The following is a 25,755-nucleotide window of genomic DNA, read 5'->3' on the forward strand; positions in this document are numbered from 1 at the left end:
AGCAGTTCTTCGATGAATCAGGCCGATCAGGTTGCGCTGCTCGCCACTCCCCCGGATGCGCGGGACGTCAGTGGTGAGCTGGCCGCTCCGCCGCGTCGGAAGCTGCCTTGGCTGAGCTTGGTGCTGGCGGGTGGTGTGATCGCCACGGGTGCGTTCGCCGGTGGGGTCTGGTACCAGCAGGGGCAGGCGCCGAGCGGGAAGTCCTCCTCTCCTCGGGCCGCGGCTGCGGGTGCCCCTGCGGCGGGCGGTTACGGGGGCTACGGCGGGCAGGGCGCCGGGCGCCGAGGTGGTCAGGGCGGCCAGGGTCAGGGCGGCCAGGGTCAGGGCGGGCAGGGGCAGGGCGGACAGCCCGGCTTCGCGCGGGGCACGGTCAAGGCCGTGGACGGTTCGACCGTCTACCTGACCGACTCCAACGGCAACACCATCAAGGTCACGACTGCCGACACCACCAAGGTCCAGCTCAACAAGGACGGCAAGGTCGCCGACCTCCAGCCCGGCCAGAGCGTGACCGTCGTCGGCACGCCCGACTCCAACGGCGGCTACAACGCCAGCCAGCTCGTCGAAGGCGGCGCTGCCGGTGGTTTCGGTGGCGGTGGCGGTGGCTTCGGAGGGGGTAACCGGAACCCGTCCGGCGGCTAACCCGGAAGCCGACGGACGCTCGCGAGGCCCTCGCCCTGTTTGGGGCGAGGGCCTCCGCGTGTTCAGCGGGGCTTGTCGCTGTCGTCGGGGCGCGGCATCCTCAGGGTCGCGATCACGCCCAGGGCCACGGTGGCGATCGCGAGGGCGAGGAGGGCGAGGAGGACGGCGCCGACGAAGAACTTCACGGGGTCCACGCCTCGTTCCGGTCCAGGTCGCGGAGCAGGTGGAGGAGGTTGAGCAGAGTGCTCACGGGCGCGTTGCCGAAGTCGACCAGGATGCGGCCGTCGAGGGTCGTCTCGGGGGTGTCGGCGGAGCCCCAGAGGAGTCCGTGCGGGATGCCCCGTCGGTGCAACTCGCCCAGGAGGGCGGTGATCTGGAGTCTGGTGTAGTCGCGCATCCGGGGGTCGTCGGGGGCGATGGGGTCGCGGTTCACGAGGCGAAGTCCAGCTCGTACCAGACGCTCTTGCCGCGCTTCTGGGGGTCGACGCCCCAGCGGTGGGTGAGACCCTCCACGAGCTGGAGGCCCCGGCCCGTCTCGGCGAAGTCGGCGGGCGTGCGCTGGTGGGGGAGGGCGTCGGACTCGTCGGAGACGGAGACGTGGAGGGTGCAGCCGAGGATGGAGATGAAGACGACGGGGGCGGTGGTGTCGCCGTACCGCCAGGCGTTGACGATCAGCTCGGCGAGGGCGAGTTCGGCGTTGAAGATGGTCTCGGGGTCGCAGTTGCTGCGGGTCAGGGCGTTCCGCAGGGCCTGCTTGGAGAGGGTGAGCGAGGGGGTGTTACGGGTGCACACGGGAACCTCCGTGAGGCGGTGGTGTGAGAGGGGGAGCCGTGAGCCAGGCCAGGCGATGGTTGCTCTTCGGCGTGCGGGTAGCAGGCGCCTACTGCCCGGAACGGAAGCATTGCTGACGATCCGTCGGATCTGTCTGGGGGCGACGATAGCGCTGTCCGCCACAGATTTGTGGCGGACAGCGAGAAGTTCCCTCTGACGTGGCAGCGGCTCTGAGGCACACTGGTCCCACGACCTGCAGAGAGGACGCCATGGCGCTTCGATCGAACCCAACTCTCCGCCAACTGCGCTTGGGTGCTGAGCTGCGCAGGATGCGGGAGCAGGCGGGCCTCGGAGGCAGTCAGCTCGCCCGCGCGTTGGGCATCAACCCTGCCCATGTGACGCAGATGGAGAGCGGGAAGACCGGGATCAGCGTCGAACGCCTGCGCACGATCGCTGCGTTGTGCATGTGCGTCAATGAGCCTCTGATCGATGCCCTGGTGGAGATCATTACGGACCGAGACAAGGGTGGCTGGTGGGAGGAGTACCGCGGAAGTCTCTCACAGGACTTCCTTGAGATCGCTGAGATCGAGAGTCGTGCACACGCGCTCTCGACCTACACGATGGCCTTCATCCCTGGGCTGCTCCAGACCAACGCTTACGCCTCGGCCGTCTTTGCGCGAGACGTCCCACCTCTTCCGCGCCCCGAGGTCGATCTGCGTACAGCTTTTCGGGTGGAGCGGCAGCGAATCATCCGATCCGGCGAAACGCCGTACTCCGCCTACATCCACGAGGCAGCGCTGCGCATGCAGTTCAGCGGACCAAAGGTCCAAGCCGAACAGCTCGGCAGCCTCATCGATGACTCCGAGCGGTCGACCATCTCCGTTCGAGTCGTGCTGTTCGACGTGGACACACTTCCGGTCACCCACGAGAACTTCACGTACGTTGAAGGCCCGATTTCTGAGCTCGACACGGCGCAGATGGACTCAGGCCTCGGCAACGTGTTCTTCGACGCCCCGGCCCATACCGCCCGATTCCGTTCACTGCTCGCCCGGATCGATTCGGCAGCCCTCTCAGAAGAGGAGTCCCGAGAGTTCATTCGATCCATCAAGAAGGATATGGAAAGCAAGCATGTCTAACTCTATTTGGCAGAAGTCTAGTTACTCCGGCGCGAACTCCGAATGTGTTGAGGTGCGTCAAGCCGGCGGGGTGATCGAGCTCCGCGAGTCCGACGAGGGTGACGTCATCGTCCGAACCTCGTCCCTCAAGTTCGCCCAGTTCCTCCAGGGCGCGCAGGCCGGCGAGTTCGACCACCTGATCACCGCCATCGCCTAGCGAATCGTTCCGGCGGCCTCTTGCTCCTCGCAAGAGGCCGCCGGCCACGCCAACCTCCCGTCGGCAGCCAGGACTCAGTGGCCGGCGAGTTCCTGTTCGAGGTCGTCCAGGTCGCGAGGCGTGTTGATGGCCCGCCAGGGATCGTCGACCCGATAGCCCATCAGCTGGCGCGCTCGAATCAACCGGGGAAGGGTGGTCTGCTCGTGGTCGCCCTCGTCGGGCAGCAACTCCACGATCCGCGGGTCGAAGACGTAGACGCCGCCGTTGACCCGTAGCGGCGGTGGCACGTGCGAGGCGAGTGTGGTCACCTGGCCCCGCTCGTCGCAGTCGACGGTGCCCCTGGGCAGCCAAGGGCGCGGTAGGGCAACTGTGGCCAGCGCGGCGTGATGTCGGTGGTGGGCGAACATCCCGGTGAGTGGGAATCGCGTCCAGATGTCCCCGTACACCGCCAACCACGGTTCGTCGGGCCGGTCGAGGGCGGCGGCGGCCAGCTTGAGCCCCCCGCCCCGCCCCAGGGGCCGCTCCTCGGTCACCACGGTCGCGCGCAGTGGCAGGCAGTGGGATGCGAGGTAGTCGTCGATCACCTGAGCCAGGTGGCCCGCGGACACGACGACCTGTTCCACGCCCGACTCGGCGAACCAGTCGAGTTGATGGCGCAGGATCGACATGCCGTGCACCTCGACCATCGTCTTCGGCAGGGTCTGTGTCAGCGGCCGCAACCGGCTGCCGCAGCCGCCGGCGAGGACCACGGCCTGACGCACCGCACCTCGGCTCGGGCCCCCGGCATCCGTTATGCCTGTGAGTTGCGACATGGCTACTCAGCGTACGCCATGGGGCTTGGTGGCTAACCTGGCTCTCATGACGAGTACATGGCGGAAGTCCAGCTTCAGCGAGGCGAACCTCAACTGCGTTGAGGTTCGGGCCGTCGACGGGTTGATCGAACTCCGTGAGTCCGACGAGGGTGACGTCATCGTCCGCACCACGCCCCTCAAGTTCGCCAAGTTCCTCCAGGGTGCCAAGGCGGGCGAGTTCGACCACCTGATCACTACCAGCGCCTAGCGAATCGGTCCGGCGGCCTCTCGCTCCCCGCAAGAGGCCGCCGATGGTCTTTCAGTCCCGGATCCGGGCGACGAGGAAGTCGAGCCGTTCCTCCTGCCAGTCCGCCGGGATGCGCCCGCTGTCCGCCAGGACGGCCATGCCGTGCAACGCGCTCCAGGTGACTTCGGCGAACAACTCGCGTCGCTCGCTGTCAGGGCGGAAGCAGCTGACGAACTCCTCGAAGCAGGCCCGCATCGGGAGTGGTGTCTCGGCGCTCGCGAACTTCAAGTCGGTGGGCAGGATGAACATCGCCTGGTACAGGGCGGGTCGCTCGGTCGCGAACGCCAGGTAAGCGTGGCAGACGGCGCGCAGGGCCTGGCTGGGTTCGGGGACGGCCTGCCGTGCGCGGTGCAGTTGCGTGGCGAGTTCGCTGAATCCGTCGAGCGCGACGGCGCCCACGATGGCGTCCTTGCCGTTGAAGTGGCTGTACAGCACCGGCTGGCTGTACTCGACGCGTTCGGCCAGCCGTCTTGTCGTCACCGCCTCCCAGCCTTCGGCCTCCGCGAGTTCGCGTGCGGCCGTGACGATCAGCTGATGACGGTGGGCGCGTTCACGTTCGCGGCGATTGCTGATGGCGGACATGACTTGATGATAGCAACGCTAGACATTCTGTCGGGGGCAGCGTAACGTCGCTCTCACTGCTAGCGCCGCTAGGTGCTGGTGCTGTCACCAAGGGGGAAACGCATGCTCATCAACATCGCCAACGTGCTCGCCGGACTGATCGGCGTCGGCATCATCCTCGTCGGCGTGCAGGAGATCTGGCGGCCGCAGGCCTCAGCCGGCTTCGGCATCCCCGGCACGCCGGTCGAGGACGGCAACTTCCAGGCCTGGCTGTCCGTCAAGGCCGCGCGCGACATCGTCTCGGGACTGTTCATCTTCATCCTGCTGGCTGGAGCGACGCACCACCTGCTGGGCTGGTTCATGCTGGCCGCCACCGGCATTCCCGTCGGGGACATGCTGACCGTGTTGCGCAACAACGGGCCCAAGGCGGCCGCTTACGGCGTCCACGGCGCCACCGCCGCCGTGACGCTGGTGAGTAGCCTGCTCCTGCTCGTCGCGTAGCCGAGCCGCGCCAGCAGCACTCGGGGTCGGGGCCGCGCCGCTGGTGAATCACCCAGTTCGGCGCGGTTCGCCCTGCACGCCGGACCAGTAGTCCCTACGATCTGCCCGTTGCTTCAATTCGGACCGCCTCGCGCAACCCGACACGGAGGAACCGGCATGGACCAGCGCACAACATCCCACCCAGTGCAGGACGTTGAGAGCCAGCGGCGCTTCACCGCCGGAAAAGCCCTACTCATCGGCGCCCTGCTCGCCGTGGCGGCGCCGGGCACGGCGTACGCCAACACCGCAGCGGTCACGGTGCAAACCCCGGGTGCCACCCTCGGCCCGACCGCCATCGACTCGTCGATCTCCACCAGCGCACACTGCGGCAGCGGCCTGGTCTCGGCGGGTGGCATCGACCAGGCCACCGGAACGGGCGCCGGCTCGAACGGCAACCACGTGCTGGGCACCGAGCCCAGCTCGGACGGGACCACCGAGTACACCGGCACCACCGGAGTCGTCGGCACCGACCTCACCTACTGGATCGCCAAGGGCGGCAGCGGCGGACAGCTCAACTCCGCTTTCTCCACCACTCCTTACGCGATGTGCCTGACCAGCAACCTGATCAACCACACCCAGGTGGTGATGAACAAGGCCAACACGCCGACCACTGCGGCGACCGTCGGCCTGGTCACCGCGAGCTGCCCGTCCGGCTCCGCCCTGCTCGGCGGCGGCGCGCTCGTCACCCCGGGCAACACCGGCAACCTGAAGGCGATCGCGAGCTTCCCCACCTTCGACGACGCCGCGCACGACTTCGGGAAGAAGGCCGCCGCCGACGGGGACACCAACCCCGACTCCTGGAGCGCGGTCGGCTGGGACAACAGCACCAACGCTTCCAACGAGACCTACGCGTACGCGATCTGCAGCGGCAGCGGCATCAACGTCAGCGGCGTCACCGTGAAGGTCCGCTTCAGCGAGGCGAGCGGCCCGACCACGGGCGGCACCGGCCAGACCACCACCGTCAGCTGTGGCAGCGGCGACGGGACGCTGGTCAGCGGCGGCGCCGCGATCAGCGGGGGAGGCGTCACCACCACCGACTTCACCGGCCCCGGCTCGGCGGGCGACCACCTCAACGGCAGCTACCCCAGCGACTCCTCCGGCAACCCGGTGAGCAACGGCACCACCAGTGCGGCCTCCTGGACGGCCTACACCCACACCGGCGGGATGGCGTCGAGCGGCACCCACTCCGACGCCTGGGCGCTGTGCGCCAACGACGGCGTCTGAGCCGCTCCCCGGAGTCCCTCCCCCATGAAAGGCACGAACCGATGACCACGAAGAGGCCCCTGCGGGCGGCCACGCTGGCGAAGGCCGCGATCCCGGGCGCGCTGCTCGCCCTGGCCGTACCGCACCTCGCCTACGCGGACACCGCGAGCGTCACCGTCACCTCCCCCGGCGCCACCATCGGCCCCGGGACCCCGTTCACCGGCGTCTCCGCGCACGCCGACTGCGCGGACGGTCTCGTCTCCGGCGGTGGCATCACCCAGACCACCGGCGACGACCGGGCGGGCAACGGCAACCACGTCATGGGCGTGGCGCCCGGCGCGGACGACCTGAGCGAGTTCACCGGCGCGCCCGGGGTCGTCGGCCAGGACGCCACCCACTGGCTCGCCTTCGGCGGCAGCGGCAGCAACTACAGCCCCGACTTCTCCAGCACGCCGTACGCGCTGTGCCTGTCCAGCAACCGGATCCGGCACACCCAGGTCGTCATGAACAAGATCGCCGGCCCGACGGTCTCGCAGACCGCGAAGCTCGTCACCGCCACCTGCCCGGCCGGCACCCTCCTGATCGGCGGCGGCGCCCGCACCACCCCGGCGAGCGTCGGCAGCCTCAAGCCCATCGCGAGCTTCCCCACCTTCGACGACGCCGCCCACGACTTCGGGAAGAAGGCCGCCGCCGACGGGGAGACCAACCCCGACTCCTGGACGGCCGTCGGCGGCATCGGCGGCGGTCGCGACGGCGGCAACACGACCTACGCCTACGCGATCTGCAGCGGCGAAGGCGAGCACGTCAAGGGCATCACCACCGAGGTGCGCTTCAGCGAACTCAGCGGCTCGACGGTGGCCGGCACCCACCGGACGGCGACGGTCGGCTGCGACTCCCCGGACGAACAGCGCCGGCACAGCGAATGGCACCTGGTCAGCGGAGGTGCGGCGGCCAGCGGTGGCAACGTGACCACCACGGACTTCAGCAAGGCCGGCTCCGGTGGCACCCACCTCACCGGCAGCTACCCCAGCGACGCCGCCGGCACCCCGGTCGCCGACGGGGCCACCGAACCCGCCTCCTGGACGGCCTCGGTCCACGTCGGCGGCTCGCCCTCGCCGGACACCTACACCGACGTGTGGGCGCTCTGCCTGGACACCCGGCACGGAGCGGGCAACGGGCGTTAGGCGGCCGGCCGGACGGCATCCGGGCTGCGGCAAGGACATCATGCAGGAAGTCGGCCCGCCCGACTTGAGTTACACCGCTCCGGATGGCACGTCGGACCGCTGGGACTTCTGAATCGTTCCGGCGGCCCCTTGCTCCTCAGGTGCTGCCAGTTCATTCGATCCTTGACCACTTCGCCCCGCCGAGCTTGTGCTCGGCGGGGCGAAGTGCTGCGGGGTGGTTGACGTCGCATTGCCGAAAACTGGGTCGGAACTCCCCTAGAACGGAGATCTGGACGCATAACCGGCAAGGCAGGTGCCGTCATCGGTCGGGCGGACAGGGCGAGGGTGGTCCGCCGGTCCGGGGGGCGGGTCCGGCGCCCCGGTGGGGGTGGGTGGCGGCCACCGCGCTCGGGCCGGGTTGCCCGGACGCATGCAACGTTTCGCCCCGCTCGCGGCATCAGAGTGATGGGAGGGCTGCGGGAGGGGAGAGGCGCGCACGCGGGGCGGGTTGAATTCTGTTCAGTCTGCGGAATTCCGTCATATTCATTCAGTTCGTGTGCGATATTACGCGCCCGGGTCGATTCCGGGGACTGTTGCAGAGCCGTGACGGTCGCGCGCGAAAAACCGTTCGACCGGCGGGGTTCCAGGGTTAGCATTCCGGAATGGAATCGAATCTCCCTCCGATACGGAATTCGTCCGATGACGCGGATCTCCGCCCGTCCCGCAACGGGCCGCTTCGGCTGGCCCGGTTCGGTGCGACCTTCCTGGGTGTGAGTGTCCTGTCCGGTGTGCTGCTGGCGGGCCTCGTCCTGCCCGTCGCCGGCGGCATCGGGCTGACCGCCAAGAGCACGGCGGAGGGCTTCGACGACATCCCCGACGACTTCAAGACCCCGCCGCTGACCCAGGCGACGCAGATCTTCGACGCCAAGGGCGGCCTGATCGCCAAGGTCTACGAGCGCGACCGCACCGTCCTCACCGCCGACCAGATGTCGCCGTTCATGCGGCAGGCCCAGGTCGACATCGAGGACGCCCGGTTCTACGAGCACGGCGCCGTCGACCTCAAGGGTGTCCTGCGCGCGCTCAGCAAGAACGCGGAGAGCGGCACCGCCGCCCAGGGCGCCTCCACGCTGACCCAGCAGTACGTGAAGAACGTCAACGTGGAGAAGGCCGGCGACGACAAGGACGCCGTCCTGGAGGCCCAGCGCAAGACCCTGGGCCGCAAGATCCAGGAGCTCAAGGTCGCGATCAAACTGGAGGAGGACCTGCCGAAGGATCAGATCCTCACCAACTACCTCAACATCACCTTCTACGGGAACGGCGCCTACGGCGTGGAGGCCGCGTCCCAGCGCTACTTCAGCAAGAGCAACAAGGACCTGACCATCGCCGAGGCCGCCACCCTCGCCGGTCTGGTGCAGAACCCGTCGCAGTACGACCCGAAGCTGCACCCGCAGGCTGCCCAGAAGCGCCGGGACACCGTCATCGACAAGATGGTGGAGAACAAGCACATCACCGCCGACCAGGCGAAGGAGGCGAAGGCCGCCCCGCTGGGCCTGAAGTACAAGGAGCCGCGGAACGGCTGCATCACCGCCCAGGCCGGCATGGGCTTCTTCTGCGACTACGTCCGCCACGTGGTCAAGCAGGACCCGGCCTTCGGCAAGAGCGCCGAGGAGCGCAAGAAGCTCTGGGACACCGGCGGTCTGAACATCTACACCACGCTGGACCCGGACAAGCAGGCCGCCGCCCAGAAAGCGGTGAGCGACAACGTGCGGGTCACCGACACCGTCTCCGCCGCCGCCACCATGGTCGAGCCCGGCACCGGCAAGATCCTGGCGATGGCCCAGACCCGGCCGTACGGTCTGGTGACGGAGAAGAACCAGACCGTCGTCAACCTCAACGTCGACGCCTCGATGGGCGGCGGCAACGGCTTCCAGCCCGGTTCGACCTTCAAGCCGATCGTCGCGGCCGCGGCACTGGAGGCGGGGCTGTCGCCGATCCAGGAGTACTCGGCCCCGAACTCGCTCGAGTACCCGACGATGAAGACCTGCGAGGGGACCTGGAAGAACGAGGCCCGGCCCAAGACGGTGGTGCCCAACGAATCCGCCAGCGAGAAGGGCCCCTACCAGCTGAAGATGGCGATGGCGCTCTCGGTCAACACCTACTTCGTGCAGATGGAGCAGGAGATCGGCCTCTGCGCGGTCAAGCAGATGGCCAACAAGCTCGGCATCACCACCAAGGCCAGCGGCAAGCCGCTGGAGGAGGTCCCCGCGATGGCCCTGGGCGTCGAGGAGATGAGCCCGCTGACCATGGCCAACGTCTACGCGACCTTCGCCGCCGAAGGCACGCACTGCGCCACGATCGCCATCAACAGGATCACCACCGTGGACGGCAAGGACGTCCCCGTCCCGGCCGGCCACTGCGAGAAGGTGTTCTCCGAGACGACGGCACGAGCGCTGAACACCGTCCTGAACGGCGTGACCGAGAACAAGGGCACCGGCGCCGCGCTCAACCTGGATGACGACCGGCAGATCGCCGGCAAGACCGGCACCTCGGACCACAAGAAGGCCGCCTGGTTCGACGGCTACACCCCGCAGCTCGCCACCGCCGTCTGGCTCGGCGGTCCCGCCGGCGGCGTCGAGATGCGCGACATCACCATCAACGGGCACTACCACGGCGAGGTGTTCGGCGCCGACGGCCCCGGCCCGATCTGGCAGATGGCCATGAACCAGGCCCTGCGCGGCACGCCCGAGCAGTCCCTGCCGATGGCCGACATCCCCGACCCGGTGGTCAAGCCCGACCCGACGTCCAAGCCCGACCCGAGCAACACCGGGACCGGCACGGCCACGCCGCCCGCCACCCCGCGCGGCACCACCCCGCGCGGCACCACCCCGCGCGGCACCACCCCGCCCGACTCGGAGGACTGACGACGGTCCCACCGGCGGCTCCTTGCTCTTGGCGAGGGGCCGCCGATGGGCGAATCGGCACCTCCTACAATCCCGGCCATGACAGCCATAGACGCAGTGATCCGCCCCGCCGTCCCGGCCGACCTGGGCACCGTGGCCGGGATCTACGCGCACTACGTCCGCGACACCGTGATCACCTTCGACGAGACGCCGCCCGCGCCCGCCGTCTGGCAGCAGCGGTTCGAGGACCTCGCCGCCCGGGGGCTCCCGTTCCTGATCGCCGAGGTGTCCGGCGAGGTCGCCGGCTACGCGTACGCGGCTCCCTGGCGGCCCAAGCCCGCCTACCGGTACACCGCCGAGAACTCGATCTACCTCGCTCCCGCCCACACCGGTCGGGGCCTCGGCGGCGCCCTGCTGGAAGCCCTGCTGGCAGCCTGTGGCGAGACCGACCTGCGGCAGGTGGTGGCCGTCATCGCCGACTCCGGCAGCGACGCCTCGGTCGCGCTCCACCGCCGGTACGGCTTCACCGATGCGGGCCGGCTGTCCGCCGTCGGCTTCAAGCACGACCGATGGATCGACACCGTCCTGATGCAGCGCACCCTCGGCTGACGACTTCAGCCCGCGTTCAGGGTGATGGCCTGCACCGGGCAGGCCTCCGCCGCCTCTCGGACCATCGGGTCGCCGGACCGGGCCGCGCCGCCCGGGAGGAGTTCCACGACGCCCTCGTCGTCCTGGGAGAACACCTCGGGCGCGTGGCGGGTGCACATGGCCGCGCCGATGCACCGGCCGGTGTCGAGCTCGATGTCCACGGCGCCTCCTACCAGGCGACCGGCAGCTCGGACAGGCTGCCCTGCAGCACGTACGGGGGATTGGCCCGTACCTGGTCGGCGGGTACGGCGAGCCGCAGGGTGGGGACGCGGCGGAGCAGGACGGTCAGTGCCGTCTCGATGACGGCCCGGGCGAGGTTCTGGCCGACGCACTGGTGGATGCCGTACCCGAAGGCGACGTGTCGGCCGGCCTTGCGGTGGATGTCCAGGGCGTCGGGCTCCTGCCAGGTGTCGGGGTCCCGGTTCATCAGCATCAGCGAGACGAGGACGCCGTCGCCGTCCCGGATGGTGTGCCCGGCGAGCTCGATGTCCGCGGTGGCGACGCGGGGCAGTACGTCCGCGACCGAGGTGAGCCGGGTGAGTTCGTCGACCGCGCCGGGTGTCAACTCCGGTTCGCGGCGCAGCTTTTCGAGTTGGTCGGGGTGTTCGAGCAGGGCGAGGGTCGCGGTGGCGATGGTGCTGGAGGTGGTGTCGTCGCCGCCGGTCAGCAGGATCGCGCAGAGCGCCACCAGCTGGTCGCCTTCCATGCCGCCCTCGTCCGGCCGGGCCGCCAGGAGGTCGTCGATCAGCCCGGTGCCGGGCTGCTGCTCCTTGCGCGCGATGAGGTCGCGCAGGCGGGTCAGGATCTCGCCGAAGAGCTTCCCGGCCTCCCCGGGGGCGTTCCCGTCGGAGGGGGCGAGCACCTGGCGGGTGCGCTCCGCGATGTAGCGGCCGTCGTCCTCGGGGACGCCCAGCAGCGCGAAGTTGGCCGCGCAGGCCAGTGGCAGCGAGTACGCGCAGACCAGGTCGGCCCGGTCGCCCCGGGCGAGCATCGCGTCGACCAGCCCTTCGGCGAGCTCCTCGATCCTCGGACGTAGCGCGGCGATCCGCCGGACGCCGAAGGCAGGGATCACCATCCGCCGTTGGTGGGCGTGTTCGGGGTCGTCGACGCCGCTGAGCGGGGGCGAGAACCCGGCCTCGGCCTGCTCGGCGGACTGCGGGGTCAGGGCGGGGAAGGACGGGTGCCGGACATCGACGGAGACCCGGGGATCGAGCAGCAGGGCGCGGCCCTCCGCGCTCCCGGAGACCAGCCAGACCTCCCGGCCGTCGTACAGCGTCACCCGTGACAACGGCCCGTCCGCGCGAAGCCGTTCGTAGCCGTCGGGCATCCGGTAGGGGCAGCCGCGTGCCATCGGATAGGCGGGGGCCTCGCTCGATCGGCTGCCGGTAGCTGTCACGACCATCAATCATGCCAGATGGTCCGTCCGCGAATGACGGCGTTGAGTAGCTTCAAGTCGCGTATGAATCAATGTGTTTGACGTTTCATCAGTCAATTGGTTGGCGGGCTGCTCTTCACCCTCGCCGCCCTCGGCCACCGCCGCCCCGGCCGCGCCTGACGGGTGGGTCTGGCCCCACCCCAGCTGGGGGGCCAGACCCGTGTCGGCCCGGTCGCCCGCTCCGTAGCGTCGTAGCCACACCAGCACCGCGACACGGAGGAACGGACACCATGGCCACGACCGAGCCGGCGAACCTCGACAACTCCCGCACCCAGGACGCCTTCACCACCGCGAGGAAGTGCGTCACGCTCTTCGCCACCGTCGGCGTCATCGTCCTCGCCACCGTCGCCGTGATGGCCTCCCTCGGCCACGGGACGACGCCGTTCATGTGGATCCGCGGCGCCCTCTTCCCCGCGATCGCCCTGGTACTGCTCCGTATCCTGGCCCGCGCCGCCGAGGGCTCCTACCGGGCCTTCGACCGCGTCCGGACCCTCACCACCGTGATGCCGATCGCCATCATCGGCGTTGATCTGATCCCCGGCCTCTGCCCGCCCTGGTACGCCGTCCTCCAGGGCCTCTCCGCCCTCGCCCTGGTCCCGGTCGCAGTCCTCACCCGTGGCGCCGCCCTGAGCACCGCCTTCCCCAAGCCCAACTGACGCTCCACGCCCCGCAGATGGCCGGTCCGCACCCGCGGCACCCGGCCATCCGGCGCTTCCGGGGGCGGCTAAGTGGCCACCATCGAGGTGGGCCACATCTTCAAGCTCGGCCGCAAGTACACCGAGGCCCTCGGCATCTCCGTGCTGGGCCCGGACGGCGGGCGCGTCGTCCCGATCACGGGCAGCTACGGGACCGGCGTGGAACGCGCGTTGGCCGCGATCGTGGAGACCCACCACGATGACAAGGGCATCGTCTGGCCCGTCTCGGTCGCTCCCTTCGAGGTGGCCGTCGTGGTCCTCGGTGGTGGCGACGCGGAGGCGGCAGTGACTGCCGAGAGCCTCTACCGGCGGCTGCGGGATGAGCGGATCGACGTGCTGCTGGACGACCGCGACGAGCGCCCGGGTGTGAAGTTCCGCGACGCCGGGCTGGTCGGCATCCCCTACCGGGTCACGGTCGGCGCCCGTGGCCTCGCCGGGGGGACGGTCGAGGTCACCACCCGGGCCACCGGCGAGACCCGGGCCGTCCCGGTGGCGGAGGCGGCGGAACACGTCCGGAAGTTGCTGACCGCCGCGGTGTGAGCAACGGGCGCGGCGGCCCCTTGCTCTTCGCAAGGGGCCGCCGGCGGGAGGGTTCGACGGAGGAGGGTTCGACGGGGGACAGAACCCGGCGTACTGGCCAACTAGAACTTGGGCTCGCGGAGTTGTTCGTGCTGCGGATGGCTCGGATCGCCGGTTCCTTGCTGGAAGTCGACGGGAGCGGCCTCACGCGGCCTGCTGGTCGTGGGTGGTGGTGAGGCCGCGGATGGCGTCGGCGACGGCGGGGGAGTCCTTGCGCAGGATCTTGGAGTGGTTGCTGGGGACTCTGGCGTGGACGCTGATGTGGGGGTTGCGGGCGAGCACGGGGGTGAGGTCGGCGCGCAGCTTCTCCATCGTCTTGGCGTCGGCGCCGAGGTTGCCGCCGCTGGCCATGACGTAGCGGGTGGGGACGCTCACCCGGTCGAGGACGGGGTTCAGGGCGGCGGGGGAGCACAGGTCGATGAGTTCGAGGTTGATCTCGGCGTGCTGGGCGGCGCTCATCCGGGCGGCCATGCCCAGGCGGCGGGCGATCGGGAAGATCGGGCTGAGGCGGCGGAAGAGGCCGCGGACCTGGATGCGGGTGGCGTCGTCGATCGGGTCGGTGGGGTAGGCGCCGTCCACGGACACCGCGCCGAGGGTGCGGTGGGGGTTGCGGGCGGCCCAGTGGACGGCGATCAGGGCGCCGTAGGACCAGCCGACCAGGATGGGCCGCTCGACGCCGCGGGCGGTCAGGACGGCGTCGAGGTCGCGCAGGCAGGCCTCGAAGGAGTAGTCGCCGGCGGTGCGGGACTTGCCGCGGGCGCGCTCGTCGAAGGTGATGTGGCGGTAGCCGGGGCCGAGGTCGGCGATGACGCGGCGCCAGTGGGACTGGTCGGCGTAGGAGCCGTTGAGGTAGACGACCGGGGTGCCGGAGCCGCCGGTGTCGGTGACGGCCAGGGCGGTGTCGTCGACCTCGACCATGCCGGTCCAGGCGGGGGCGAAGTGCAGCGTGCTGGTCATGGCGGGGGCTTCCTTCGCGCTATGGAGCGGTTGACGGGGGTGGGGGTTCAGAGGCTGCGGGCGGTGATGTCGCCGTGGTTGGTGGTGGCGTGGATGTCGAGGTCGGTGGTGCCGTCGTTGCGCAGGGAGTTGGTGACGCGGCCGTGGCTGGTGCCGGCGTCGAGGGTGGCGGAGGTGCCGGCGGCGGCGCCGACGGTGATGCTGCCCATCTCGGTGCGCAGGGTGAGGGTGCCTCGTACGGCCTCGGTGACGCGGATGTCGCCGCGGGCGGTGCTGATGGTGGCGGGTCCGGTGAGGCGGCCGATCTCGATGTCGCCGTCGACGGCCTTCAGGCGCAGGCTCGCGGTCTCGTCGATCTTGATCTGGCGGTAGGCGCCCTGGAAGTCGACGTCGCCCAGGCGGCCGACGACGCGCAGTTCGCAGCTGTCGGTGCGGGCCTCGACGCGGGAGCCGGCGGGCAGCTGGACGGTGACCTCGACGGCGCCGGGGCCCAGCAGCGGGTTCTTGGCCTCGGCGGTGTGGATGCGCAGGACGCCGTCGGTGTAGGAGACGACGGTCTGCTCGGCGGTCTGGACGTCGCGGTTCTTGCCGGGGTTGGCGGGGCGGACCTCGACGGTGATGTCGGTGCGGTCGGCGGCGATGAACTGGATGCGGCCGGCGGGGATGTCCAGGACGGCGGCGATCGGAGCGGCGGTGGCGAACTTCTGCATGGTTCCTTCTCCTTCTCCGGCGGCGGGCCCCTTGTCGGCCCGTCGTTTTCGACAACGGAAAAGCTACGTTGCGTTCGCACATCTGGCAACACGTTCGTTGCGTCAAAACGCCATCGCTGCTGGTAAAGGCGGGAAAATCGTTGCAGTGGGTGTGAATCGAATGCAACAAGCGCCATCCCGTCCGTTGCAATGGATGTGAAATGAACGCTATGCTGAAGCCATCCACGGACACCACGAAGGAGGCCGCGATGCCGGGAGGCAGACTCACCCAGCAGGAACGCCAGCAGATCGCGCTGGGCCTGGCCGACGGCCTCGCCTACGCGGAGATCGCCCGCCGCCTGGAGCGCCCGACCTCGACCGTCACGCGCGAGGTGATGCGCAACGGCGGCCCCGCCGGCTACCGCGCCGAACTCGCCCACCGCGCCACCGAACAGCGCGCCCAGCGCCGTAGGCAGCCCGCACCCCGGACGGCGGGCGCGCCCTCGTCGGAGCACGGCCGTGACGCCGAGGCCGTGCGCGAGTACGAGGAGATGTTCGCCTCCGTCTTCATCCAGTCGGGCCTGCCCAAGATGACGGCCCGCGTGCTGGCCTGCTTCTTCACGACCGACGCGGGCAGCCTCACCGCCTCCGAACTCGTCCAGCGCCTGCAGATCAGTCCGGCGTCCGTCTCCAAGGCGATCGCGTTCCTGGAGAGCCAGAGCCTCGTCCGCCGGGAGCGCGACGACCGCCGCCGTGAGCGCTACGTGGTCGACGACGACGTCTGGTACCAGTCGATGATGTCCACGGCCCGCGCCAACGCCCAGTTCGTCCAGATCGCCCGACAGGGCGCCGGGGTCCTCGGCCCCGCCACTCCGGCCGGCACCCGCCTGGAGAACGTCGCCCGCTTCATGGACTTCGTCTCCGAGAGCATCGCCCGGGCCGCCGAGCAGGCCCGTGAAATCCTCCACACGAAGCCCGAAGCGCCCTCGGACAGCGGCGAAGAGGCCCCCGAGGACAGCACCGCCTGAGCCGCCGCCTGAGCCACCGTCGGAAGAGTCGCGAGAGAAGCGAGGACCTCCCCGTGCCGACCGCACCCGTGATCCGTAGCGACGTCCCCGGGTCCTTCGCCCGGGGCGTGTTCCACGAACGCCATCCGGAGCTCATCCGACAGGTACTCGACGCGCTGCCGTACGGACCGGCCGAACGGGCCTCGCTGGAGCGGCTGTTGGCGGAGAGCACCGCCGGCGTCCTGGAGCCGCTGCCGGCGGGCGCCCACGACCGCGTCCAGTGGTCGGCATGGGGCGAGGGCCTGTGGGGGCGCCCGTGGGGCGAGGCGCCGTTCCTGTGGGCGGAGAGCTACTTCTACCGGCGGCTGTTGGACGCCACCGGCTACTTCGGGCCCGGTGCCTGGCAGGGCGTCGACCCGTTCGCGCCCTTCAAGGAGGCCGAGTTGGCCGGGGCGGCGGTGGACGACGAACTGGCGGCCCTCGACACGTTCGAAGGGGGCGGGGCGGAGCGGCGGCACGCGGATGCGCTGCTGTCCTCCGCGCTGTGGGGCAACCGGGCGGACCTCAGCTTCCGCATCACGGCAGAGGAAGGCAGTGACGCGCAGGGCGACGGCCCGGCGGCCTCCGGCCTGCTGTGCGACGACAGCGAGGCGCTCTGGGCCGCGCTGGACGACGCCCCGGACGGCCGCGTCGCCGTGATCGCGGACAACGCCGGCCGGGAACTGCTGCCCGATCTGGTGCTGATCGACCACCTCCTCACCGGCGGACGGGCCGCCGAGGTCGTCCTGTACGTGAAGCCCCAGCCGTACTTCGTCTCGGACGCGACCATGGCCGACGTCCTCGCTACGGTGCGGCGCCTGCGGGCGGCCCCGGGCCACGCGGAGGCGATCGGGCGCCGGCTCTGGCGGGCCCTGGACCGTGGCCGACTCGCGGTCCGCACCCACCCGTTCTTCTGCGCGCCGCTGCCGTACCGGGACCTGCCCGCCGATCTGCGGGCGGAGCTGGCCGGGGCGGTGATGACGATCCTCAAGGGCGACCTCAACTACCGCCGCCTGGTGGGCGACCGGCTCTGGCCGCCGACCACCTCCTTCGCCGGGGTCACCGGCCACTTCCCGTCCCCGGTCGCCGCCCTGCGGACGCTGAAGTCGGACGTGATCGTCGGCCTCGACGCGGCCACCGCCGCCGCCCTGGACGGTACGGGCGAGGCATGGCGCACCAGCGGTCGCCATGCCGTCGTCCAGGTCAACCGCGGCACTTGAGAGTCCTTGCGCGCGAGCGGAGTGACGCGGGACACACCGGCGGCTGTCACAACCCTCCCGGCTGCCGTGTCTTAAAGGGCAAGACGCCGAAAGCGGCAACGAGTGAGCAGCGACGAGTGAGCAGCAACGAGAGGGAGCACACCATGGAAGCCCGTCTGAACGCCTTCGCCAGCCCGGTCATGGGCAAGGTCTACAAGCACCTCATCGCGGCCAACAAGCCGCTCGCCGACTCGACCCTGCCGTACGTGACCCAGGAGCTGGTGCGACTGCGGGCCAGCCAGATCAACGGCTGCGGCTTCTGCGTCGACATGCACTTCAAGGACGCCGTGCACGCCGGTGAGGAGGCGACCAAGCTCAACCTGGTGGCGGTGTGGCGCGAGGCCACCGTCTTCACCGACGCCGAGCGGGCCGCCCTGGAGCTGGCCGAGCAGGGCAGCCGGCTGGCCGACGGGGGCGGGGTCAGCGACGAGGCCTGGGCGAACGCGGCGAAGCACTACGACGAGGAGCAGCTCGCGGCGCTGGTCTGCGTCATCGCGCTGATCAACGCCTTCAACCGGGCCAACGTCATGATCCGACAGCCCGCCGGCGACTACCGGCCCGGCCAGTTCGCCCAGCACTGAGAGCCCGTCGCCACCGCACCGACGGCCGGGGAGCCCCCTCCCCGGCCGTCGGCGTTCCCCGCCGACCCCCGAAGCCCGTGCGCACACCACCGAGCCCACCCCTGTGGGCTATGTCGCCCAAAAACCGACCGATAAGGTGTTAATCCAACATTCATCCATGCCGCATAGCCTCCGAGAGCTAGCCTCATGCTGAACGTCATCGTCCGACCGGGAGGCGAAACCCCCGTGCAAGGCACTGTCACCACACCGGGCGGCTCCACCGTGGCCGGGGGCCAGGGCGAGGCCTTCCTCCTCGTCGTGGACGACGAGCCGAACATCCGCGAACTGCTCGCCGCCTCGCTGCGCTTCTCCGGATTCCGGGTCGCCTCCGCCGCGAGCGGGACCGAGGCACTGGAGCTGATCGCCGTCGAGCGCCCGGACCTGGTGGTCCTCGACGTCATGCTGCCCGACCTCGACGGCTTCACCGTCGTCGAGAAGCTGCGCGAGCGCACCACCCGCGGCCAGATCGCCGGCCCCGCGCACGGGCACCCCGGCGACCACCTGCCGGTGCTGTTCCTCACCGCCAAGGACGGCGTCGGCGACAAGGTGCAGGGCCTGGCCGCCGGCGCGGACGACTACGTCACCAAGCCCTTCAGCCTGGAAGAGCTGATCGCCCGCATCCGCGCGATCCTGCGCCGGGCCGGCGGGCCCGCCGAGGACGGCCGGCTGGTGGTCGCCGACCTCAGCCTCGACCCGGTCGCCCACGAGGTCACCCGGGCCGGCACCCCCGTCGCGCTCTCCCCGACCGAGTTCAAGCTGCTGCACTACCTGATGGCCAACGTCGGCCGGGTGGTGTCCAAGTCGCAGATCCTCGACCACGTCTGGGCCTACGACTTCGGCGGCGACCTCTCCATCGTCGAGTCCTACATCTCCTACCTGCGCCGCAAGCTCGACTCCGGCCCGGCCCACGGCCCCAAGCTGATCCACACCGTCCGCGGCATCGGCTACGCGCTGCGCCGCCCCCCGCAGGGCTGACCGGACCCGCCCGTGTTCGCCCGGTTCTCCTCCAGGCTGTCGCTGCGCGCCCGGCTGCTGGTCCTCGCACTCGCGCTGGTCACCACCGGGCTCGCGGTCAGCGACACCTTCGTGCTCGGCACCGTACGGGGACAGCTGGTGGAGCAGCTGGACGAACAGCTCCAGCGGTACGGGCTGCCGCTGTCCCGCAAACCCCCCGGCCGGCTCACCGCACCGGACGCCGGCAAGCCCGCCGTCACCGGGCGGCGGATCAGCCTGCCCAGCCAGTACCTGGTCCAGTACCTGTCCTCGGACGGCAAGGTCCAGGCACTCATGGTCCAGCCCGTCTCGGACACCGACCCGGCACCCCAACTGGCCGGGCTGGACCCGACCCGGACCGCCCCTGACGTCCCCTTCGACCTGCCCGACCAGCGCGGCCACCACAGCTGGCGGGTGCTGGTGCTGCCGCTGCGGGCACCCCGCACCCCCACCACCGGCATCGGCGCCTACGCCTCGCCGACCACCACCCCGACCTACGTCATGGTGGCCGTCTCCCGCGAGGACATCGACGCCACCATCGGCAAGCTGCGCACCTCCTTCCTGGCGATCGGCGGCGCCGTGCTGCTGCTGATCGCCGCACTCGGCTTCTTCGCCGTACGGGCCGGACTGCGGCCGCTGCGCCGGATCGAGGCGGGCGCCGCCCGGATCGCGGCCGGCGAACTCTCCCACCGGATGCCCGAACTCTCCCCGGGCACCGAAGTCGGACGGCTGTCGATCGCGCTCAACGGCATGCTCACCCAGATCGAGGCGGCCTTCGCCGCCCGCGCCGAGTCCGAGGCACGGATGCGGGCCTTCGTCGCCGATGCCTCGCACGAGCTGCGCACCCCGCTGGCCGGCATCCGCGGCTTCGCCGAGCTGTACCGGATGGGCGCGCTGCCCACCGACGCGGACGTCAAGCGGACCATGACCCGGATCGAGAGCGAGGCCGTCCGGATGGGCACCCTGGTCGAGGACCTGCTGGTGCTCGCCCGGCTGGACGAGGAACGCCCGCTCGATCTCGCCCCGATGGACCTGCGCACCCTCGCCGCCGACGCGCTGCACGACCTCACCGCCCTCGACCCGAGCCGCCCCGTCGCCCTCACCGGCCCCTCCGGCACGGGCGCCCCAGGCGCGGCGCCCGTCCTCGGCGACGAGGCGCGGCTGCGGCAGGTGGTCACCAACCTGGTCGGCAACGCGGTCAAGCACACCCCGCCCGGCACCCCGGTGCGGATCGGGGTCGGCGGCGGGGCCGACGGGGTCTGCCTGCTGGAGGTCGTCGACGCCGGCCCCGGCCTCACCGAGGAACAGGCCCAGCGCGTCTTCGACCGCTTCTACCGCGTCGACGCCTCCCGCAGCCGCGACAACGGCGGCGGCGGCGGACTCGGCCTCGCCATCGCGACTGCCCTCACCCGAGCACACGGCGGCACCCTCACCCTGGACACCGCACCGGGCGCGGGCGCCACGTTCCGGGTCGAACTGCCCACGAATGGCGACCGGCTTTCCTGAGTCTTCGTCGACTCCCTCCCGGCCCGCCCTGCGGTTCCGCGTTTCCGGGCCCGAAACTCCTCGATCGGGTGAACCCGCTGCCGTTCACCCGATCGGCCCCTCGGCCGTGTGCGACCGTGCTGCCGTTGCTTGTGCGGACTCGCATGGGCTGATCAAACTGGACGGGAAAGAGGTGTCTCGTGAGCGCGCTCGTTTCTGAGGTGACCGTCGTGAACCTGGACCAGGTGCTGTGGCAAGCGTGGAAGTCCATGGATGTGCCCGAGGGCTTCCGCGCGGAGATCATCGAGGGGACGATCACCTTGTCACCCACTGGCGGGACCCGTCACTTCACCGTCAACAGGCGGCTGGGCCGGGCTCTGCACGATTATCTGAGCGGTACCGGTTACGGGCCGGCACAGGACGGCAACGTGATTGCCGATCTCAAGGTGTTCATCCCGGATGTCTTCGTGGCGCCGGACGATGTCGACGAGATCGAGCACCCGGAGGGCGTGGGAGTTCTGGCCTCAGGTGTTCCGATGGTTGTCGAGACGGTCTCGCCGGGTGCTGAGGCCCGCAAGCGCGATCATGTCCTCAAGCGCCGCGCCTACGCGGCCGCAGGCATCCCGGTGTACGTGATCATCGATGACTACGACGAGGGTGGCATGGTGACCATCCTTACCGGGCCGGACCGCGAGCGCCGTACTTACGAGTACTCGGCCCGGATTCCGTACGGCAAGGAGGCTGTGATCCCGGAGGGCCCCGCAAAGGGCTTCGTGATCGGCCCGGAGATCACCGGCGAGCGCCGTGCCTGACCCCGCCGTGTCGTTCAAGCGCGACCTGTCCGAGTGGCGGGTGGCCCTGGTCGCCTGGCGCCTGCTGGTGCTGCAGGCGGCGGACCCGGTGGTGGGAGCCGGGATGGAGGAGCACTCCACCTACCGGGCGCATCCGTGGCGGCGGATCGAGCACACGCTCGGGAGCGGCCGGCGGCTGTTCTACCAGGACGCGGAGGCGCTGCGGCGGGAGGTCGCGCGGCTGGACCGGGCGCACAAGCGGATCCGGGGGGAGACGCCGGACGGGCAGCCGTACGACGCGCGGGACGCGGCGACCAGGGTGTGGGTGCTGCTGACGCTGTTCGAGTGCGTGGTGGCCATGCGGCGGCTCGGTGGGGAGCCGTACGACGCCGGGCAACTGGAGCCGGCGTACCGGGAGTTCAGGGAGGCGATCGCGGCCTTCGACCTGCCGGAGGAGCAACTGCCCAAGAACGCCGCAGACTTGCCCGCCTACTTCGCCCGGTACGCCCGCGAGCGGCTGGAGTCCACCGAGGCCGCCCGCTACCTGCTGGACGACATCCTGCGCGAGGCGCCACGCCCCCGGCGGCTGTGGTTCCTCGGGGACACCGGGTGGCGGATCACCCGGGTGGTCGTCGCCCGGGTGATCCGGGAGCTGACCGTGGCGGACCTGCCGCCGGTGGTGCGGGAGCGGCTCGGGGTGGCCCGTAGCCGTCGCGGCGCGCTGCTGTCCGCCGTGCTGCACCGCGGCGCCGGGGCCGTCGTCCCGCTCCTCCCGGACCGGCTGCGCTACCGCTCCCCGGAGGAGGGGCGCCCGCCGCGCCGCTACCGCCCGATGCGTCGGGACGCGCGCGGGCCCCGGGTGGACCGGTTCTTCCGGGAGGTGCTCGACCAGACCGGCGACGGCTACATCACCGTGCACGACCTGCGGGCGATGGCGCACAGCGTGTGCTGGCAGCTGGAGCTGGACGAGGCCGCCGAGGCGCGGGTGTACGAGGCGTTCGACGGGTGGTGGGAGCAGCTGCGCGCGGTGATGGACGCCAACGGGGACGGCAGGGTCAGCCGGGAGGAGTTCACCGCGGCCACCCTGGCGGGCTGCGACCGGGACGAGGCCTATCTGGAGCAGGGCCTACTTCCTGTTCTGCGCGCGGTGTTCACCGCGGCCGACACCGACGGCAGCGGCTTCCTGGAGTTCGACGAGTACCGCGTGGTGTTCGGCGGGCCGCGGGTCCACCCGGCCGAACTGTCGCACGGTTTCCGTCAGTTGGACACCGACGGGGACGGGCGGATCACGGTGGAGGAGTTCCTGGGCGGCTTCACCGAGTTCTTCACGGCCCGCGCCGACTCCACCTCGGGTGCCCAGCTCCTGGGTCGGCCGTAGTCGCCGCCCGTCGCCGCCCGTCGCCGAAGTCCGCCTAGCACGCCCCGCTCGCCGGAGCGAGCGGGGCGCGACCCTGTCAAGCGCCGGTTCGGCCAAGAACCGTGCGCAGTCCGCCCGCTCGTTCGTTGCCCCGGCCCCCGCCCGATCCGCAGACTGTGCGGACCGCAGCGCAAACCGTGACGCATGGCACACGACTGTCAACCCCACCCCACCTGCAGTTCCGCCGTAAGGATGATGGATACTGAGCCTTGTGAACGTGTTCACGTTCACAAGCGGACAAGCTTGTGTGCTTGAGCAGCGGTCTGTGGCTACAGGTGAAGTTTGTCCGGAAACGCCCTGAGGGGCCGGTTGGAGAGAGGGCGACGTGGAACTGGCAATCGCTCACGAGACCATTGCGCGATGGCAATTCGGCATCACCACCGTCTACCACTTCCTCTTCGTGCCGCTCACCATCAGCCTCGCCGCGATCGTCGCCGGGCTGGAGACCGCCTGGGTGCGCACGAACAAGGAGAAGTACTTCCACGCGACGAAGTTCTGGGGAAAGCTCTTCCTCATCAACATCGCGATGGGTGTCGTCACCGGAATCGTGCAGGAATTCCAGTTCGGCATGAACTGGTCGGACTACTCCCGCTTCGTCGGTGACGTCTTCGGCGCCCCGCTCGCGATGGAGGCGCTGATCGCCTTCTTCTTCGAGTCCACCTTCATCGGCCTGTGGATCTTCGGCTGGGACAAGCTGCCGAAGAAGATCCACTGCGCCTGCATGTGGATGGTCTCGCTGGGCACCGTGCTCTCCGCCTACTTCATCCTGGCGGCCAACAGCTGGATGCAGCACCCGGTCGGCTACGCGATCGACCCGGCCACCGGCAAGGCGCAGCTCACCGACATCACCAAGGTGCTGTTCCAGAACACCACCCTCACCGTCGTCTTCCACACCCTGACCGCCGCCTTCCTCACCGGCGCCGCCTTCATGGTCGGCATCGCCTCCTTCCACCTCTGGAAGGCCAAGCGCAGGCCCGAGACCGCCGACTCCAAGAAGATCGCCGTGATGCGCACCTCGCTGCGCCTCGGCCTGGTGATCGCGGTCATCTTCGGCGCCGGCACCGCGCTCAGCGGCGACACCCTCGGCAAGGTCATGTTCGAGCAGCAGCCGATGAAGATGGCCGCCGCCGAAGCGCTGTGGGACACCCAGGCACCCGCGCCGTTCTCGATCTTCGCGGTCGGCGACGTCGGGAAGGGCCACAACTCGGTCGAGCTGGAGGTCCCCGGGGTCCTCTCCTTCCTCGCCAAGAACGACTTCAGCTCCGCCGTCCCCGGCATCAACGACACCGCCGCCGCCGAAGCCGCCGCGCACGGCGGCAACCCCAAGGACTACATCCCGAACGTCTTCATGACCTACTGGGGCTTCCGCTTCATGATCGGCTTCGGGATGACCTCCTTCATGGCCGGCCTGGTCGGCCTCTGGACCACCCGCAGGAAGCTCTTCCTGCGCCCCGAGTTCCGCACCGGTGAGACCGAGGTGCCCCGGCTGATGCTCACCCCGACGCGGGAGTTGAGCCCGCTGCTCACCAAGTGGAGCTGGCGGATCGGCATCCTGACCATGGGCTTCCCGCTGATCGCCAACAGCTTCGGCTGGATCTTCACCGAGATGGGCCGTCAACCCTGGGCCGTGTTCGGCCTGATGACCACGGCGAGCGCCGTCTCCCCCAACGTCAGCGTCGGCACCCAGATCGGCGCGCTGGTCACCTTCACCGCGCTGTACGCGATCCTCGCCGTGGTCGAGGTCCGGCTGCTGGTCACGTACGCCAAGGCCGGCCCGGTGGTGACCGAGCGGCCCCCGGCCAAGGACCCGTCGCTGCGCGGCCCGTCCGCGGACGAGGACGCCGACAAGCCGCTCGCCTTCGCGTACTGACGCACTGACGCACCCCACCGTGGAACTGAGGATCTGACATGCAACTCCACGACGTCTGGTTCGTGCTGATCGCGGTCCTGTGGATCGGCTACTTCTTCCTGGAGGGCTTCGACTTCGGGATCGGTGTCCTCACCAAGCCGCTCGCCCGCGACACCGCCGAGCGCCGGGTGCTGATCAACACCATCGGCCCGGTCTGGGACGGCAACGAGGTCTGGCTGCTGACCGCCGGCGGCGCCACCTTCGCCGCCTTCCCGGACTGGTACGCGACCCTCTTCAGCGGCTTCTACATCCCGCTGCTGGTCATCCTGGTCTGCCTGATCGTCCGCGGCGTGGCCTTCGAGTACCGGGCCAAGCGCGACGGCGCCCGCTGGCAGCGCAACTGGGAGGAGGCCATCTTCTGGACCTCCCTCATCCCGGCCTTCCTGTGGGGCGTGGCCTTCGCCAACATCGTGCGCGGCGTGGACATCGACGCGCAGAAGAACTACGTCGGCACCGTCTGGGACCTGCTCAACCCGTACGCCCTGCTCGGCGGTCTGGTGACGCTCGCCCTGTTCACCTTCCACGGCGCGGTGTTCGCGGCGCTCAAGACGGTCGGCGAGATCCGCGAGCGGGCTCGCAGGGCCGCCCTGCAGGCGGGCCTGGCGGCCGCCGTGCTCGCCCTCGGCTTCCTGGTCTGGACCCAGGCGCACAGCGGCAACGCCAGGAGCCTGGTCGCGATGGTGATCGCCGTGCTGGCCCTGGTCGCCGCGCTGGCGGCCAACCAGCGCGGCCGCGAGGGCTGGGCGTTCGTCCTCTCCGGGGCGACCATCGTGGCCGCGGTCGCGATGCTCTTCCTGGCGCTCTTCCCGAACGTCATGCCGTCCACGCTGAACCCCGGCTGGAGCCTGACCGTCGGCAACGCGGCCTCCTCGCCGTACACGCTCAAGCTGATGACCGTCGTGGCGGCCGTGTTCACCCCGCTGGTGCTGCTCTACCAGGGCTGGACCTACTGGGTGTTCCGCAAGCGGATCGGCGTCCAGCACATCCCCGGGCACCACCCGGCCGCCCCGCTCGACCAGGCCTGA

The 25,755-nt window shown here is 70.1% G+C and carries 29 protein-coding genes; 20 read left to right on the forward strand and 9 right to left on the reverse strand.

Annotated features, from left to right (window positions below; translation table 11 throughout):
- The first annotated feature begins 12 nt into the window (after window positions 1–12).
- On the forward strand, window positions 13–639 hold the full coding sequence (locus ACFQ87_RS03810) for a hypothetical protein (RefSeq protein ID WP_380608939.1): 627 nt from the start codon (window positions 13–15) through the stop codon (window positions 637–639).
- 62 nt (window positions 640–701) lie between these two features.
- On the opposite strand, the gene ACFQ87_RS03815 is transcribed toward ACFQ87_RS03810, so the two are convergent.
- From ACFQ87_RS03815 to ACFQ87_RS03825, 3 genes are read right to left on the reverse strand one after another with little or no spacing between them, the layout of a single operon-like run.
- On the reverse strand, window positions 702–833 hold the full coding sequence (locus ACFQ87_RS03815; protein ID WP_380608940.1) for a hypothetical protein: 132 nt from the start codon (window positions 831–833) through the stop codon (window positions 702–704).
- Complete coding sequence (locus ACFQ87_RS03820; RefSeq protein WP_380608941.1) at window positions 821–1,072, reverse strand: hypothetical protein; 252 nt, start codon at window positions 1,070–1,072, stop codon at window positions 821–823. Before ACFQ87_RS03820 ends, ACFQ87_RS03815 begins: the two co-directional genes overlap by 13 nt.
- Complete coding sequence (locus tag ACFQ87_RS03825; protein ID WP_380608942.1) at window positions 1,069–1,431, reverse strand: ATP-binding protein; 363 nt, start codon at window positions 1,429–1,431, stop codon at window positions 1,069–1,071. Before ACFQ87_RS03825 ends, ACFQ87_RS03820 begins: the two co-directional genes overlap by 4 nt.
- A gap of 248 nt (window positions 1,432–1,679) precedes the next feature.
- Between ACFQ87_RS03825 and ACFQ87_RS03830 the strand changes: the two genes are divergently transcribed.
- Both ACFQ87_RS03830 and ACFQ87_RS03835 read left to right on the forward strand, forming a co-directional pair.
- A complete protein-coding gene (locus ACFQ87_RS03830; RefSeq protein ID WP_380608943.1) occupies window positions 1,680–2,546 on the forward strand; it encodes a helix-turn-helix domain-containing protein in 867 nt (288 codons plus the stop codon).
- Complete coding sequence (locus ACFQ87_RS03835) at window positions 2,539–2,742, forward strand: DUF397 domain-containing protein (protein WP_380608944.1); 204 nt, start codon at window positions 2,539–2,541, stop codon at window positions 2,740–2,742. Before ACFQ87_RS03830 ends, ACFQ87_RS03835 begins: the two co-directional genes overlap by 8 nt.
- Window positions 2,743–2,816: 74 nt before the next feature.
- On the opposite strand, the gene ACFQ87_RS03840 is transcribed toward ACFQ87_RS03835, so the two are convergent.
- Window positions 2,817–3,554, reverse strand: coding sequence for an NDP-sugar synthase (locus ACFQ87_RS03840; protein ID WP_380608945.1), 738 nt, complete (start codon window positions 3,552–3,554; stop codon window positions 2,817–2,819).
- Window positions 3,555–3,600: 46 nt separating this feature from the next.
- On the opposite strand from ACFQ87_RS03840, the gene ACFQ87_RS03845 reads away from it, so the two are divergent.
- A complete protein-coding gene (locus ACFQ87_RS03845; protein ID WP_380608946.1) occupies window positions 3,601–3,801 on the forward strand; it encodes a DUF397 domain-containing protein in 201 nt (66 codons plus the stop codon).
- Between the two features lie 51 nt (window positions 3,802–3,852).
- On the opposite strand, the gene ACFQ87_RS03850 is transcribed toward ACFQ87_RS03845, so the two are convergent.
- Window positions 3,853–4,422 carry a TetR/AcrR family transcriptional regulator gene (locus ACFQ87_RS03850; RefSeq protein WP_380608947.1) on the reverse strand — a complete coding sequence of 190 codons (570 nt, stop codon included), beginning with the start codon at window positions 4,420–4,422 and terminating at the stop codon, window positions 3,853–3,855.
- A gap of 102 nt (window positions 4,423–4,524) precedes the next feature.
- Between ACFQ87_RS03850 and ACFQ87_RS03855 the strand changes: the two genes are divergently transcribed.
- The 5 genes from ACFQ87_RS03855 to ACFQ87_RS03875 all read left to right on the forward strand — a co-directional run bounded on the left by ACFQ87_RS03855 (window position 4,525) and on the right by ACFQ87_RS03875 (window position 10,816).
- On the forward strand, window positions 4,525–4,902 hold the full coding sequence (locus ACFQ87_RS03855; protein WP_380608948.1) for a DUF4267 domain-containing protein: 378 nt from the start codon (window positions 4,525–4,527) through the stop codon (window positions 4,900–4,902).
- 183 nt (window positions 4,903–5,085) lie between these two features.
- A complete protein-coding gene (locus ACFQ87_RS03860; protein ID WP_380608949.1) occupies window positions 5,086–6,165 on the forward strand; it encodes a hypothetical protein in 1,080 nt (359 codons plus the stop codon).
- A 41-nt stretch (window positions 6,166–6,206) separates the two neighbouring features.
- Window positions 6,207–7,328, forward strand: a complete 1,122-nt coding sequence (locus ACFQ87_RS03865) for a hypothetical protein (protein WP_380608950.1) — start codon at window positions 6,207–6,209, stop codon at window positions 7,326–7,328.
- A 749-nt stretch (window positions 7,329–8,077) separates the two neighbouring features.
- Window positions 8,078–10,228, forward strand: coding sequence for a transglycosylase domain-containing protein (locus ACFQ87_RS03870; protein WP_380608951.1), 2,151 nt, complete (start codon window positions 8,078–8,080; stop codon window positions 10,226–10,228).
- A 78-nt stretch (window positions 10,229–10,306) separates the two neighbouring features.
- The gene (locus tag ACFQ87_RS03875) at window positions 10,307–10,816 is read left to right on the forward strand and encodes a GNAT family N-acetyltransferase (RefSeq protein ID WP_380608952.1); all 510 of its coding nucleotides are present in this window, start codon (window positions 10,307–10,309) and stop codon (window positions 10,814–10,816) included.
- Between the two features lie 5 nt (window positions 10,817–10,821).
- Here ACFQ87_RS03875 and ACFQ87_RS03880 read toward each other — a convergent pair whose 3' ends face one another.
- On the reverse strand, window positions 10,822–11,016 hold the full coding sequence (locus ACFQ87_RS03880) for a ferredoxin (protein ID WP_380608953.1): 195 nt from the start codon (window positions 11,014–11,016) through the stop codon (window positions 10,822–10,824).
- Window positions 11,017–11,024: 8 nt separating this feature from the next.
- Window positions 11,025–12,251, reverse strand: coding sequence for a cytochrome P450 (locus ACFQ87_RS03885; protein ID WP_380608954.1), 1,227 nt, complete (start codon window positions 12,249–12,251; stop codon window positions 11,025–11,027).
- A 269-nt stretch (window positions 12,252–12,520) separates the two neighbouring features.
- On the opposite strand from ACFQ87_RS03885, the gene ACFQ87_RS03890 reads away from it, so the two are divergent.
- Window positions 12,521–12,946, forward strand: a complete 426-nt coding sequence (locus ACFQ87_RS03890; protein ID WP_380608955.1) for a hypothetical protein — start codon at window positions 12,521–12,523, stop codon at window positions 12,944–12,946.
- A 72-nt stretch (window positions 12,947–13,018) separates the two neighbouring features.
- A complete protein-coding gene (locus ACFQ87_RS03895) occupies window positions 13,019–13,525 on the forward strand; it encodes a His/Gly/Thr/Pro-type tRNA ligase C-terminal domain-containing protein (RefSeq protein ID WP_380608956.1) in 507 nt (168 codons plus the stop codon).
- Between the two features lie 183 nt (window positions 13,526–13,708).
- Here ACFQ87_RS03895 and ACFQ87_RS03900 read toward each other — a convergent pair whose 3' ends face one another.
- Together ACFQ87_RS03900 and ACFQ87_RS03905 are read right to left on the reverse strand one after the other, a co-directional pair.
- Window positions 13,709–14,521, reverse strand: a complete 813-nt coding sequence (locus ACFQ87_RS03900) for an alpha/beta fold hydrolase (RefSeq protein WP_380608957.1) — start codon at window positions 14,519–14,521, stop codon at window positions 13,709–13,711.
- A 47-nt stretch (window positions 14,522–14,568) separates the two neighbouring features.
- On the reverse strand, window positions 14,569–15,231 hold the full coding sequence (locus ACFQ87_RS03905) for a DUF4097 family beta strand repeat-containing protein (protein WP_380608958.1): 663 nt from the start codon (window positions 15,229–15,231) through the stop codon (window positions 14,569–14,571).
- A gap of 248 nt (window positions 15,232–15,479) precedes the next feature.
- Here ACFQ87_RS03905 and ACFQ87_RS03910 point away from each other — a divergent pair, with 248 nt between their 5' ends.
- The 9 genes from ACFQ87_RS03910 (at window position 15,480) to cydB (ending at window position 25,755) form a co-directional block, all read left to right on the forward strand.
- Complete coding sequence (locus ACFQ87_RS03910) at window positions 15,480–16,238, forward strand: helix-turn-helix domain-containing protein (RefSeq protein WP_380608959.1); 759 nt, start codon at window positions 15,480–15,482, stop codon at window positions 16,236–16,238.
- Between the two features lie 53 nt (window positions 16,239–16,291).
- Window positions 16,292–17,476: a damage-control phosphatase ARMT1 family protein gene (locus tag ACFQ87_RS03915; protein ID WP_380608960.1), complete on the forward strand. Its 1,185-nt coding sequence runs from the start codon at window positions 16,292–16,294 to the stop codon at window positions 17,474–17,476.
- 143 nt (window positions 17,477–17,619) lie between these two features.
- Window positions 17,620–18,096 carry a carboxymuconolactone decarboxylase family protein gene (locus tag ACFQ87_RS03920; protein WP_380608961.1) on the forward strand — a complete coding sequence of 159 codons (477 nt, stop codon included), beginning with the start codon at window positions 17,620–17,622 and terminating at the stop codon, window positions 18,094–18,096.
- Window positions 18,097–18,282: 186 nt separating this feature from the next.
- Entirely contained in the window at window positions 18,283–19,110 is an 828-nt protein-coding gene (locus tag ACFQ87_RS03925; protein ID WP_380608962.1) for a response regulator transcription factor, read from the forward strand.
- Between the two features lie 12 nt (window positions 19,111–19,122).
- The gene (locus tag ACFQ87_RS03930; protein WP_380608963.1) at window positions 19,123–20,634 is read left to right on the forward strand and encodes a sensor histidine kinase; all 1,512 of its coding nucleotides are present in this window, start codon (window positions 19,123–19,125) and stop codon (window positions 20,632–20,634) included.
- Between the two features lie 179 nt (window positions 20,635–20,813).
- Window positions 20,814–21,425 carry a Uma2 family endonuclease gene (locus ACFQ87_RS03935; RefSeq protein ID WP_380608964.1) on the forward strand — a complete coding sequence of 204 codons (612 nt, stop codon included), beginning with the start codon at window positions 20,814–20,816 and terminating at the stop codon, window positions 21,423–21,425.
- Entirely contained in the window at window positions 21,418–22,782 is a 1,365-nt protein-coding gene (locus ACFQ87_RS03940) for an oxygenase MpaB family protein (protein WP_380608965.1), read from the forward strand. Before ACFQ87_RS03935 ends, ACFQ87_RS03940 begins: the two co-directional genes overlap by 8 nt.
- A gap of 364 nt (window positions 22,783–23,146) precedes the next feature.
- Window positions 23,147–24,691: a cytochrome ubiquinol oxidase subunit I gene (locus tag ACFQ87_RS03945; RefSeq protein ID WP_380608966.1), complete on the forward strand. Its 1,545-nt coding sequence runs from the start codon at window positions 23,147–23,149 to the stop codon at window positions 24,689–24,691.
- Window positions 24,692–24,729: 38 nt separating this feature from the next.
- Window positions 24,730–25,755 (forward strand): cytochrome d ubiquinol oxidase subunit II, encoded by a 1,026-nt coding sequence (cydB, locus tag ACFQ87_RS03950; protein ID WP_380608967.1) that lies wholly within the window; start codon window positions 24,730–24,732, stop codon window positions 25,753–25,755.

Source organism: Kitasatospora sp. NPDC056531 (genome assembly GCF_042794375.1).
Taxonomy (GTDB): Bacteria; Actinomycetota; Actinomycetes; order Streptomycetales; family Streptomycetaceae; genus Kitasatospora.